A 12726-nucleotide genomic window follows, 5' to 3' on the forward strand; every position below is an offset into this window, starting at 1 on the left:
AAATATTCTTCCACACAAAAAGGGACTCGTAAGAGTCCCTTTTACTATTCTACAATATCACTAGCCAACCTAACAAACTCCTTCACATCATCAGGAGCATCCTTACTATACAAAATGCCATAAGGAATACTATAATCCCAATTCACAGGAATAGAAACAAGCCCAGGATGAACATCCTTCCAACATTCAATAGTCAACAACACATTTCCAGAATCTGCACAAGAATTAAAAACAGACCAATCATAGAACTGTGGAGTATCTACAATATTAATCTCAGGATGATTCTTTTCTAAATCATTCCTGATAAAATCATTTATCCCAGAATCTCCACGAGCGACCATCATCAAATTCTCTCCGTACAAATCTTCAAGTTCAATACAATCCTTAGAAGCTAATCTGTGATCTCTAGAAACTGCTATCATCTTTTTATACCTACCAAGAGGAAGAAAATTACAAATTGAGAGCCATATTTTTGAATCACAAACACCAACCAAGAAATCAAACTTTTCACCAAGATTCTTAATCTCAGAAACAATTCCCTCGTGATTATCCTCAAAAGGAACTAAATGCAACCTATAATCTGGAAAATATTGGTTTAAACGATACCACAAATCCATAAATGGTTTTGCAGGATTTAACATAGAAGTACCTACACAGAATGTAGTGTCATAGGAAAGAGTCTTAGCCTTTGCACTAGAGATTGATTTTTTTGAGTAGTCAATCATAAACTTTGCATCTTTATATATTACCTCTCCAGCAGGTGTTAACTTTACGCCATTGGGATTTCTATCTATTAACTTCAAATCTAAATTCTTTTCTAACGTATTCATCTGTTTCATAACTGCTGTTGGAGATATATACAAACTTTCTGCAGCCTTTGTAAAACTACCACAATCAACAACAGCAATAAATGTATCTAATAAATGGTTATACATAATATCAACTCCTCAATAGTATTAACTTTAAGTTTATACAATAGTAACATATCAGAGATTCTATGTCAAAATACATAAGATTATAATAAAGATATAAATAAAAAATAATACAAATTAAATGTTTGGAGTGATTGAAATGTCAAAGAAACTAGTAGCATTTTATTCTAGAGCAGATGAGAATTATGTAAGTGGAATGTTAAAAAATTTGGATATAGGAAATACAGAAGTACTTGCATGTATGATAAAAGAGTTGACAGGTGCTGATGTTTTCAAAATTGAGCAAGAGATTCCTTATTCTAAGGGATACAATGAATGTGTTGAGGAAGCTAGAGAAGATCAAAGAAAAGATGCAAGACCTAAGTTAAAGAAAAACCTTGAAAGTATAGACAAATATGATGTTATATATGTTGGATATCCAAATTACTGGAACACAATGCCGATGGCAGTATTTACTTTTCTAGAATCATTTGATTTTAGTGGAAAGATAATAAAACCATTCTGCACGCATGAAGGAAGTGGAATGGGAAGTAGTGCAAAAGACATCAAAAAATTATGCCCTAATGCAAAAGTTGAAAGTGGATTTAATGTATATGGAAGTAGAGTTAATAGTGCCAAAAAAGACCTAGAAAAATGGGTTTAATATAATACAAAAAATAGAATTTATGGGAGTGATATAGATGAAAATAAAAGAAATGAGCGTATTTCCTGTAGGAGAAAAAAATGATGCATTTGCACAGTATTTTGTGGGACAGAGTTATTTAAATATGTTATCAACAGAACAAGTAGGAGTAGGCAATGTAACATTTGAGCCTGGTTGCAGAAATAATTGGCATATACATCACGCAGAAAAAGGTGGCGGACAGATGTTACTAGTTACAGCTGGAGAAGGATGGTACCAAGAATTTGGAAAAGAAGCTAAAAAACTAGAGCCCGGCGATGTTGTTCATATACCAGCAGGTGTAAAGCATTGGCATGGTGCTACTAAGGATTCTTGGTTCCAACATTTAGCAATAGAAGTTCCAGGAGAAAATTGTAAAACAGAATGGTGTGAACCAGTAGATAATGAAGAATACGAAAATTTATAGAAAAAAGATTTTATAAAAGGATAAAATTAAAGTTATTAAAATAAAAATGGGAGTGATTAAAATGGCAAAAGTTACAGCAGGAAGAGATAAATTAGGAGAATTTGCTCCAAAATTTGCAGAATTAAATGATGATGTTTTATTTGGTCAGGTTTGGTCAAGAGAGGATAAATTATCTACAAGAGATAGATGTATAGTAACTGTTACAGCTCTTATGTCTAGTGGAATACTAGATGATTCTTTAAAATTCCATTTAGAAAATGCTAAAAATAATGGTGTTACTAAAGAAGAAATAGCAGAAATAGTAACACATGTAGCTTTTTATGTTGGTTGGCCAAAAGCGTGGGTAGTGTTTAATATGGCGAAAGAAATATGGCAATAAATTAAAAATACGATAATAGATGTATATTAAATTATAAAATCAAAGGAGAGATAATATGAAAAATGTATTAATAATATCAGCAAGTCCAAGAAAAGGTGGAAATTCAGATGTATTATGTGATAGATTTGCTGAAGGAGCTAAAGAAAGTGGAAATAACGTAGAAAAAATATTCTTAGCAAATAAAAATATAGGCTTCTGTAGAGGGTGTGGTGTATGTAATGATACTCACAAATGTGTTCAGAAAGACGATATGAAAGAAATATTAGACAAAATGGTAGAAGCAGATGTAATAGTTTTAGCAACTCCAGTGTATTTCTACAGTATGGATGGGCAGATGAAAACATTTATAGACCGTACAGTTCCTAGATATACAGAAATAACTAACAAAGAATTTTATTTCATAATGACAGCTGCTGACACAGACGAAAAAATGCTTCATAGAACAATAGAAACATTTAGAGGATTTACTGAAGATTGCCTAGATGGAGCTAAAGAAGCAGGAATTATATATGGTGTAGGAGCTTGGAAAGTAGGAGAAATAGAGTCAACACCTTAATACAATGAAGCTTATGAAATGGGAAAAAATGTATAAAATAAAGTAAAGTACAAATAAAAAATAGGAGGATTTAAAATGGCAGAATTAAAATTGACAAATGAATGGGATAAAACTTTTGAAAAAAGCGAAAAAATAAATCATAGAAAAATAACTTTCCACAATAGATATGGAATAACTTTGGCAGCAGATTTGTATGAACCAAAAGAATACGAAGGAAAATTTCCTGCAATAGCTGTAAGTGGACCATTTGGTGCAGTTAAAGAACAATCATCAGGATTATATGCACAGACTATGGCAGAAAGAGGATTCCTTACAATAGCATTTGATCCATCATTTACAGGAGAAAGCGGCGGAGAACCTAGACATATGGCATCTCCAGATATAAATACAGAAGATTTTCAGGCAGCTGTAGACTTCTTATCAGTTCAGGAAAATGTAGACTCAGAAAAAATAGGTATAATAGGAATCTGTGGATGGGGAGGAATGGCTTTAAATGCAGCTGCTCTAGATACTAGAATAAAAGCTACTGTAGTATCTACTATGTACGATATGACTAGAGTAAATGCCAATGGATATTTTGATGAGGAAGATAGCGAAGAGCAGAGATATGAAAAGAAAAAAGCTTTAAATGAACAGAGAACAAAAGAATACCTTGCAGGAAAATATGAAAGAGGTGGTGGTGTAGTTGATCCATTACCAGATGATGCACCATTCTTTGTAAAAGACTACTATGACTACTACAAAACTGACAGAGGATATCATAAACGCTCTCCAAACTCAAATGATGGTTGGAATGTGACAGGATGTATGTCATTTATTAATATGCCTATCTTAAAATACAGCAATGAAATAAGAAGTGCAGTTATGATAATGCATGGAGAAAATGCTCATTCTTGCTACTTTGGTAAAGACGCATTTGCCAATATGATAGAAAATAACAAATACACAGAGAACAAAGAATTACTAATAATTCCAGATACTGTTCATACTGATTTATACGATGGTGGAGGAAAAGATGCTATACCATTTGACAAAATGGTGGAATTTTTCAATAAAAATCTAAAATAAATAAAAAATCAAAATAAAAAAGTATAACAAAAAACAAAAGGAGGATATTACAAAAAAATTGTAATATCCCCTTTTTGTTTTTAAAATCCTATCTATCTTATAAATCGAAGTCATATATAAAGAACTTCATATCTGCCATCTGTCCATCAACTTCTACTTTTTCTCTTTTTTCTCCTCTTCTAGTCATACCATTGTGTTCATAGAACCCGAAGTTACAAGTTGTATCAGTGAATAAGTAGAAATCATTCATACCATCAGATTTCATATATTCTTTAGCTTTAGAGAATAGTTTCTGTCCAAGTCCCATACCTCTACAATCAGAATCTACGGCGAAGAATACTAATTCACCTGAATAATCTCTATTAGCTTCATTTAAAAGAACCGCGTCTGTATCGCTTACACCTTTAAATATTTTTGATGTCTGTCTACCTTCTTTATGTATAAGAAGAGAAAGTATAGCCATAAACTGTTTTAATTTGTATTTTATATTAGATTTTTCCTTACTTTTATTTCTAGCCATTATTACGCCAACTGGAACGTTGTCAATAAGTGCAACTTTAGTGAAAGTCTGCTGAGCTAAGCAGCTATAAAGGAATATAACAGATAATTTTCTAGCTATCTTTGGTGATGCAAACTGATCGTAGTTCCAAGTTTTTCTTATTATGTCGAATAATTTTTCGCTGTGACTTTTATTGTAGTCTTCAAATACTATTTCTTTTTCTAATTTTTTTTCATTTCCCATATTTTGTACCTCTTTTCTTAAATTTATTTATATTTTTCATTTCAATTCCGTTTGATTACGATATAATTAATATAAAGTATACAGTAACTGTAAAGTCAAGGAGGGAATATGAAAAATTTTAGAGAAAATGAAATAATAAAATTAACGGTGTCTCAATTTGCAAAATTACACAATGTAAATAAGAGAACTCTGCACTATTATGACGAGATTGGAATTTTTTCTCCAGATTATAAAGGAGATAATGGTTATAGATATTATGATTATATGCAAGGTGTTGATTTTGAGTATATAAAGATGTTAAAAGAGCTAAATATGGGACTTGATGAGATAAAAAGATATATAGATAATCCAAATGAGGAAGATTTCAAAGAAATAGCTGATGTAAAGATAAAAGAGATAGATCAGGAAATAAGGACATTAAATAGAAGAAGGGAAGTACTTGAGGATAAGTTAAAAAAATTAAATAAATGTGATGATGTAAGGAAAAAGAATTCTGTAAAAGTTATTGAATGTGAAGAGCAAAAATTTTTCTACACACCATTTAAGTTTGAAGATGACGATTTAAAGCAGCTTATATCACATATAAAAGATGTTTGGACTGTTGACGAGTATTGCAAAGGGATAGGAAGTTTTGTTTCGGTTGAAAAGATACAAAGAGGAGAATTTGAGGAATATGATGGTTTATTTATAGAGATGTTAGATGATATAGATTCTGATAATATGATAATAAAGCCAAAAGGAAAGTATATTTGCGCATATCATATGGGAGATTGGGATACATTGCCCGATTTTTACGGTGAAATTGTAAAATACGCAGAAGAAAATAATCTAACACTTGTCGGATATTCTTTTGAGATAGGCATGAACGACTTTGCTATTTCAGATATGAAGTATTATATTACTCAAATTATGATAAGAGTTGAAGAAAATAACATCAATAGTGTAAAATAAATTATTGGAATTAAAGAGATAATAAATTCTAAATAAAGGTTAGAATGATAAATTTTATAATATAAAAAATAGAGAGGAAAAAAGATGAATTTACCAGAAAGATTTTTAAATGATGTTAAGGAGCTTTTAGGGGATGAGTTTGACGATTTTATAAAAAGCTACGAGCAGAAAAAAACTACTGCTATAAGAGTAAATACAATGAAAATGGAAAAGGATAGATTAAAAGGTCTTTTAGATTGTAATACAGAGGATATTCCTTGGGCAGAGGAAGGTCTTTATTATGACGAAGATGAGTGCAAGCCAGGAAGAAATCCACTTCACGACGCAGGTGCATACTACTTACAGGAGCCTTCTGCAATGAGTGTTGTACCAAAGGCTGATATACAAGAAGGTGATAGAGTTCTTGATATGTGTGCAGCACCTGGAGGAAAATCTACATATATATTATCAAAGTTAAATAATACAGGGCTTTTAGTATCTAATGAGATAAATCCTACAAGAATAAAAGCTTTAGGTGAGAACTTAGAGAGATTTGGGGCAGCAAATAGCATAATAACAAACACAGATTCTAAGGGATTATTAAAAGTATTTGAAGGTTATTTTGATAAGGTTATAATAGATGCGCCTTGTTCTGGAGAGGGTATGTTTAGAAAAGATCAGGTTGCAATCGACGATTGGAGCTATGCAAAGGTAATAGAATGTAGAGATATTCAGCATGAAATAATTAGAGATGGATATAAAATGCTTAAAAATGGAGGAACTTTAGTCTATTCAACTTGTACTTTTGCAAAGGAAGAGGACGAAGATATAATCGACGGATTTGCAGAAGAATTTGAAAATGCAGAGGTTGTATTAAAGGAAAGATTATGGCCACATAAGGTAAAAGGAGAAGGTCACTTTGTAGCTAAGATAATAAAACATGATGAAGAGGATTGTAGTGTAAAACCAGCGAAATTCAAAAGATTGGATAAAGAGCTAAAAGACTTTAGAGATTTTGAAAAAAAATTCTTAAACATAAAACTAGATGGAGATTTCTTTATAAGAGGAGAAAATTTATATCTAATGCCTAAAGATTCTCCAGATACTAAGAAGATAAAATTATTAAGACAGGGATTACATCTTGGTGAGTTAAAGAAAAATAGATTTGAGCCTTCTCATGCATTAGCTCACTATCTTAAAGAAGAAGATGTTAAAAACTTTGCAGATTTTAAATTCAATTCAGACGAGATAAAAGCGTATATGAGTGGAGATGTAATAAGCACTGGAGAGAGCAGAGGATGGATAATTGTAGGTGTTGAAGGTGTTTCTCTAGGTTGGGGAAAAGAGTCTGGAGGAGTTATAAAGAACAGATATCCTAAGGGACTTAGAAGAAAAATTCAACTTTAGAAAAATAAAAGACGAAATTATAAAAAAGTGATATAGTATAAGTATGTTTTGAAGACAACTGATTATTTCAAGATGTGTTTATATTTATTTATGATTGGAGATGAAGCTTTTGAGTAAAAAAGATAAAAACGAAAATAAAAATGCAGAAAAAGAAAATAAAGGTGCTTTTTCTTTTGTAAAAGAATGGGTTGGAATAATAGTAACAGCCCTTATAATAGCAGGTGTAGTAGTTCAGTTTGTTAGACCTACAAGAGTTGATGGAGAATCAATGCTTTCTACACTTCAGGACAGAGATTATCTAATAGTAAATACTATAAAATATAAAATAGGAGATCCAAAGAGAGGGGATATTATAATATTTGATACAGATATGCCACTTGATGGATACTCAGATTTATCAGTTGAAACAAGAAATCCTTTTAGAAGAGCTATGGACTTTATTCTTCACGATGACAGTAGAGGTAAGGACCTTGTTAAAAGGGTAATCGGTGTTGGTGGAGACCATATACAGATATCTAATGGTGAGGTAAGAGTAAATGGTGAAGTAATAGATGAACCTTATTTAGATGAAGGAATGTACACAGAAGGAGATGTTGATGTTGTAGTTCCTGAGGGTAAGGTATTTGCAATGGGAGATAATAGAGTAAATAGTTTAGACAGTAGATTCCCAGAAGTTGGTTTAATAGATGAAAAAGATATAATGGGCCATGTTATGCTTAGACTATTCCCAATGTCTAGTTTTGGCTTTGTAGATTAATATTAAGGAATTAGAAAAATGAGAATAGGTGTAGCTTGTTTATACTACGAGATTGAAAAAACTCTAGAGATTATAGAGCGAAATAGAGATTTTATTAATCATTTAGAAATAGGAATAGACACAGTTGCTCAAATTGACAAGATAGCTCCTTTTATCGACAAGATAGAGGAGCTTGGCTTGTCTATTGGAGTACATTTGGCTATGGAGATAAATACATGCGAGGAAATAGAGTGTATTAGAAGCTCTTGGGCAAAGTTCTGTTCTGATATGTGTAGAGGTGTTGAATTTTTAAAACCAGCGTATTTAAATTTACATATGGGATATGCTATGAAGAATAGATTTTTAAAGGATAAGAAAAGATATTTAAATAATTCTGTGGATTTCTTTTTTAAATTGCAGGAAAATTTAGAACAGTTATCAAGAGTTCCTGTGATAACTGTGGAAAACTCATACAGTTTAGAGGGTGGAGATTTGATGAATACGGGGATATCCACAGGAGAATTTGAGTATATTTTTGAAAATACAAATAAAATAAGGGAAAAAGTTGATATGCCTTATTTCTGCTTTGATACAGGTCACTGTATTTTAAGTGAAGATGACTATTCTACTCTTAAAGAATATACAAAGGTTGTTCATATTAGTGATTGTAGCGGTGAAGTAGACGATCATGTTGAAACTTTCTCTGGTAGACTTACAGGGGAAGAGCTGCAAGCAGCAATAGATATGAGTCCAGATTACGCAGTAATAGAGGTTAAATCAGAGTATTTGGAGAATAGTATAACTATGGTTAAAGAATTTTTTAAAATAATATAACAATAAGTAAGTGTTAAATAAACAATTTGGGAGGTTTGAGATGGGAGTAATAGAAGTTAAAGTTGACGGAAAAATTGAAAAATTTGAAAGAAAAAATAGAGATTATTTACTTCTTTCTGAAATAGCAGATGAGTTTAATGAAGCACATGATGGAGTTGTAACTGCAGCTATAAAAGGGAAATCTCTTTGTGATTTATACGAAAAGGTATATAACGGTGAAGAGGTAGAGCTTTTAGATTTTTATAATGAAGATGGAGCTAGAGTATACTTTAGAGGTCTTTCTTTTGTATTTATAACAGCTTGCAGAAAACTTTATGAAAAAATGGAAGTTACAGTAGAGCACTCTTTATCAAATGGTGTCTACTATAGTATGGATATAGGTAGAGAGCTTACAGATAAAGATATAGAAGATATAAAAAATAAAATGAGAAATATAGTAGCTGAAGATTGTCCAATTAAAAAGGTTGTAATGGATAAATTGGATGCTGGACAGATTTTTAGAATACTTAGCAGAGAAGATAAAGCAGAACTTATAGAAAATAAGGATGAAGAGAATGCAAAAATATATGTGTGTGAGGGCTATATAGATCATTTTTATGGAATGATGCCACCTTCTACAAAATATATGGATGTATTTGATGTAGTTAAATACAAAAAAGGTGTCGTTCTTATGGGGCCATCAGAAGATGATGCACTAGTTCCAGAGAAGTTTATAGATCAGCCTAAGCTATCAAATATTTACGATGAGTCTGAAGATTGGGCGGCAAAATTAGGTGTAATGAATGTAATAGATTTAAATAGAATAATTGAATCTGGAGAGTCAGGAGATGTTATAAGAACTGTTGAAGCACTTCATGAGAAGAAGATTTCTCAGATCGCCGATATGATAAAGGAAAGAAATAGTAGAGTTATTTTAATAGCAGCTCCTTCATCATCAGGAAAGACAAGCTTTGCACATAGGCTTTCTATTCAGATGAGAGTTAGTGGTGTAAAATCTAGAGCAATTTCATTAGATGACTACTTTATAGAAAGAGAGCATACTCCTCGTAAGGCAGATGGTTCTTATGATTATGAATCTATAAATGCTATAGATGTTGAAAAATTTAATGAAGATATGAATACACTTCTAAGTGGTGGAGAAATTGAGATAATCAGATATGACTTTAAAACTGGTAAAAGAGTGTTTACTGGAGAGATGATGTCTATTGGAGAAAATGAATCTATAATAATCGAGGGAATACATGGACTAAATCCTAAATTAACTGCTCATATAGATGATAGTAAAAAGTTCAGAATATATATAAGTGCATTAACTCAGATAAATCTTGATTCTCATAATAGAATACCTACAACAGATTTAAGGCTTATAAGAAGAATTGTAAGGGATTCTAATTTTAGAGGATATAGTGCAGAAGAAACTATAAAGAGTTGGAAGAATGTAAGAGAAGGTGAAAAAGAAAATATATTCCCTTATCAGGAGGAAGCTGATGCTATGTTTAACTCAGCATGTGTATACGAAATTTCAGTATTGAAGAAATATGTTGAGCCACTTTTAAAGGAAGTAGATCCAGAAAGTGTTGAATATATAGAAGCAGCTAGAATTTTAAGCTTTATACAATACTTTGCTACGATAGAGGATGTTTCTGATATACCATCAACATCTATTGTTAGAGAATTTATTGGAGGAAGCAAAATAGTTTAATGACATAAAAATTTTTTTTGACAATATAAGGATTGGTAATATATAATTGAGAGTAGTATGATTTATATTAAAAAATTTTTTTAGGAGAGAGAATTATGAAAGAGGTAATGGTTTTAAGAGATTTAGAATGCATAAAAGCTGTAGCGCATCCAAAAAGAATAGAAATATTAAACCAGTTCGAAAATTCTCCACTATCTGCTAAACAATTGTCAGAAATTTTAGAAGAACCTCATGCAAAAATAAACTACCATATAAAGATGCTTTATAAGGTGGGGATATTAGATTTAGTAGAGGAAAAAATAAAATCAGGAATAGTTGAAAAATACTATTATCCAACAGCTAAAAGTATAGAGATAGGGAAGAATGTTTTTAATTTTTCATTAGCAGGAAAAATTGAAGGGGAAACTGATGAGTTCTATGTAAATAAGTTTGAAGATGTTAGCGAAGCGTTTTTCAATGCTGCTGAAGCTGGAAAATTAAGTGGATCTAATATAGAAGATTTCCACAATGTAGAATTATCAAAAGAGGAAGCCGAAGAAATAAAAGAAACTCTTCGTGCCAAACTAGAGGAAATATCAGCTAGAGCAAATAGAGATGCTGATAGAGAACGTTATGAAGTGGCTTTTGTTTCTATACCAGAGAAATAAATATTATAATATGAGATATAACAAGGGATATCTAGTTAATTAAAGGTTAATTAGAATCCCTTATTTTTTTGTTTTGCTTATTATATAATTTTTAGGGTATAAGAATGTATATGAAATTACGAAATTTATAATTTATTAGGAGGATTATTTATGTTTACTATAGGTGCACATGTTTCAATAGCAAAAGGATTTAAAAAGGCAGCTCAGATTTCTGTGGATATCGGAGCAAATACGTTCCAGTTTTTCAGTAGAAATCCAAGAGGTGGAAATGCAAAAGAATTTAATGAAAAGGATATGGAGGCATTTCAGAAGATTAGAGAGGAAAATAATTTTGGAAAATTATTAGCACATGCTCCATATACTATGAATTTAGCAGCTGCAAATGAAGATACTTATGAATTTGCAAAGATGGTTATTAGAGAAGATGTTAAGAGAATGGATTCAATAGGTGTTGAGTACATTTGTTTCCATCCAGGAAGTCATGTAGGTGGTGGAGTTGAAGAAGGTACTAGAAAGATAATAGAAGGTCTTAATCAGGCTATAACTGGAGATGAGAATATAACTGTACTTCTTGAAACTATGTCTGGAAAAGGTACTGAGATAGGAAGAAGTTTTGAAGAAATAAGAGCTATAATCGATGGTGTTGAGCATAATGAGAGAATGGGAGTATGTATGGATACTTGTCATATATTCTCTGCAGGATACGATATAGTTAATGATTTAGATGGGGTTTTAGACGAGTTTGATAGAGTGATTGGTCTTGATAGATTAAAGACTATACATTTGAATGATAGTATGATGCCTTTTGGAAAGAATAAGGATAGACATGCTGGTATAGGTGAAGGAGAGATTGGGATGAAGGCTCTTTTAGAGGTTGTTAATCATCCTAAATTAAGAGATATTCCATTCTTCCTAGAAACACCTTATGATGATGAGGGACATGGAAGAGAAATTGCAATGCTAAAAGAAAATAGATAATATAAAAGGACTGTTTCAATGATTTATCGCAGCCAATGACTTAACACAAGTATTCGCTCTCCAGGCTTCAGCGCCCCACTTGTTTATGTAACACATTTTAGTGTTGTGGGGCGCTTGCAGAATTGTCGGTGCGATATACTTGTGTTTAAGTCTTAAAAAAGGCTGCGAGCAAATCTATTGTTAACAGCCTTTTTTGTTATCTATTTTTTAGTATTGTAATTAATATAGAAGATTGATGTATATAATTATTAATTATTGAGTTTTATTTTTCGTTATCTTTTTTTATGATGTTGTATTCTATAGCGTATTCTGATGCTGGGTATAGTTCTATTTCTACTCTAGGGTTTTCTTTGTCTATGAAGTCAAATAGCATGACAGGTTTTAGTTGTTTGTCATTTTTTATTATTCCGCTTTTTTCTAGTCCGTCACATATGCTTTTTGGATAGTTGTGAAGGTCTCCCATTTTTTTGTTTGGGAAGTATAGTTTCATGACTGTTATTAGGTTTTCTTCTATTTGTTCACCTTGATATTGTTGGTTTACGTATCCTGCAATCATGTTTTCGTAAGCTAGATATTTTGAATATTTACCTTTTGCTGGCATCCAAGCCTGTCCGTTTACGTTGTGTAGTTTGAAGTTGGATTTACTTATTGGTCTACCAGGTATTACCAGTTTTATCATAATTTACCACCTTTTTTTAATTTGTGTTATCATATTAATAATAACATT

General features: G+C 31.5%; 15 protein-coding genes. 12 read left to right on the forward strand and 3 right to left on the reverse strand.

The genetic code is table 11. From position 1 onward, the window contains the following. Positions 1-44: 44 nt before the first annotated feature. Positions 45-935, reverse strand: coding sequence for a LysR family transcriptional regulator (locus DWX74_RS02560; RefSeq protein WP_118548573.1), 891 nt, complete (start codon positions 933-935; stop codon positions 45-47). A gap of 136 nt (positions 936-1071) precedes the next feature. Here DWX74_RS02560 and DWX74_RS02565 point away from each other — a divergent pair, with 136 nt between their 5' ends. From DWX74_RS02565 to DWX74_RS02585, 5 genes are all read left to right on the forward strand, one after another. Next, positions 1072-1575, forward strand: coding sequence for a flavodoxin (locus DWX74_RS02565; RefSeq protein ID WP_118548574.1), 504 nt, complete (start codon positions 1072-1074; stop codon positions 1573-1575). A 37-nt stretch (positions 1576-1612) separates the two neighbouring features. Beyond that, positions 1613-2020 carry a cupin domain-containing protein gene (locus DWX74_RS02570; protein WP_118548575.1) on the forward strand — a complete coding sequence of 136 codons (408 nt, stop codon included), beginning with the start codon at positions 1613-1615 and terminating at the stop codon, positions 2018-2020. Positions 2021-2081: 61 nt separating this feature from the next. Beyond that, on the forward strand, positions 2082-2399 hold the full coding sequence (locus tag DWX74_RS02575; protein WP_118548576.1) for a carboxymuconolactone decarboxylase family protein: 318 nt from the start codon (positions 2082-2084) through the stop codon (positions 2397-2399). A gap of 55 nt (positions 2400-2454) precedes the next feature. Then, complete coding sequence (locus DWX74_RS02580; protein ID WP_118548577.1) at positions 2455-2955, forward strand: flavodoxin family protein; 501 nt, start codon at positions 2455-2457, stop codon at positions 2953-2955. A gap of 75 nt (positions 2956-3030) precedes the next feature. Continuing rightward, the gene (locus tag DWX74_RS02585; RefSeq protein WP_118548578.1) at positions 3031-4023 is read left to right on the forward strand and encodes an alpha/beta hydrolase; all 993 of its coding nucleotides are present in this window, start codon (positions 3031-3033) and stop codon (positions 4021-4023) included. Between the two features lie 97 nt (positions 4024-4120). Here the strand turns inward: DWX74_RS02585 and DWX74_RS02590 are convergent, their stop codons facing one another. After that, positions 4121-4765: a GNAT family N-acetyltransferase gene (locus DWX74_RS02590; protein WP_118548579.1), complete on the reverse strand. Its 645-nt coding sequence runs from the start codon at positions 4763-4765 to the stop codon at positions 4121-4123. A 108-nt stretch (positions 4766-4873) separates the two neighbouring features. Between DWX74_RS02590 and DWX74_RS02595 the strand changes: the two genes are divergently transcribed. The 7 genes from DWX74_RS02595 (at position 4874) to DWX74_RS02625 (ending at position 11999) form a co-directional block, all read left to right on the forward strand. After that, positions 4874-5716 carry a MerR family transcriptional regulator gene (locus DWX74_RS02595; protein ID WP_118548580.1) on the forward strand — a complete coding sequence of 281 codons (843 nt, stop codon included), beginning with the start codon at positions 4874-4876 and terminating at the stop codon, positions 5714-5716. 84 nt (positions 5717-5800) lie between these two features. Beyond that, complete coding sequence (locus tag DWX74_RS02600; protein ID WP_118548581.1) at positions 5801-7102, forward strand: RsmF rRNA methyltransferase first C-terminal domain-containing protein; 1302 nt, start codon at positions 5801-5803, stop codon at positions 7100-7102. Between the two features lie 100 nt (positions 7103-7202). Further along, complete coding sequence (gene lepB / locus DWX74_RS02605; RefSeq protein WP_118548582.1) at positions 7203-7859, forward strand: signal peptidase I; 657 nt, start codon at positions 7203-7205, stop codon at positions 7857-7859. Positions 7860-7877: 18 nt separating this feature from the next. After that, a complete protein-coding gene (locus tag DWX74_RS02610; RefSeq protein WP_118548583.1) occupies positions 7878-8672 on the forward strand; it encodes an endonuclease in 795 nt (264 codons plus the stop codon). A 40-nt stretch (positions 8673-8712) separates the two neighbouring features. Next, positions 8713-10374, forward strand: a complete 1662-nt coding sequence (locus tag DWX74_RS02615) for a nucleoside kinase (RefSeq protein WP_199647519.1) — start codon at positions 8713-8715, stop codon at positions 10372-10374. A 95-nt stretch (positions 10375-10469) separates the two neighbouring features. Next, positions 10470-11021 carry a winged helix-turn-helix domain-containing protein gene (locus tag DWX74_RS02620; RefSeq protein ID WP_006440655.1) on the forward strand — a complete coding sequence of 184 codons (552 nt, stop codon included), beginning with the start codon at positions 10470-10472 and terminating at the stop codon, positions 11019-11021. 150 nt (positions 11022-11171) lie between these two features. Next, positions 11172-11999, forward strand: coding sequence for a deoxyribonuclease IV (locus DWX74_RS02625; RefSeq protein ID WP_118548585.1), 828 nt, complete (start codon positions 11172-11174; stop codon positions 11997-11999). Between the two features lie 262 nt (positions 12000-12261). Here the strand turns inward: DWX74_RS02625 and DWX74_RS02630 are convergent, their stop codons facing one another. Continuing rightward, the gene (locus DWX74_RS02630) at positions 12262-12678 is read right to left on the reverse strand and encodes a RusA family crossover junction endodeoxyribonuclease (protein ID WP_118548586.1); all 417 of its coding nucleotides are present in this window, start codon (positions 12676-12678) and stop codon (positions 12262-12264) included. Positions 12679-12726 lie beyond the last annotated feature (48 nt).

This window comes from Peptoclostridium sp. AF21-18 (genome assembly GCF_003478825.1).
Taxonomy (GTDB): Bacteria; Bacillota; Clostridia; order Peptostreptococcales; family Peptostreptococcaceae; genus Peptacetobacter.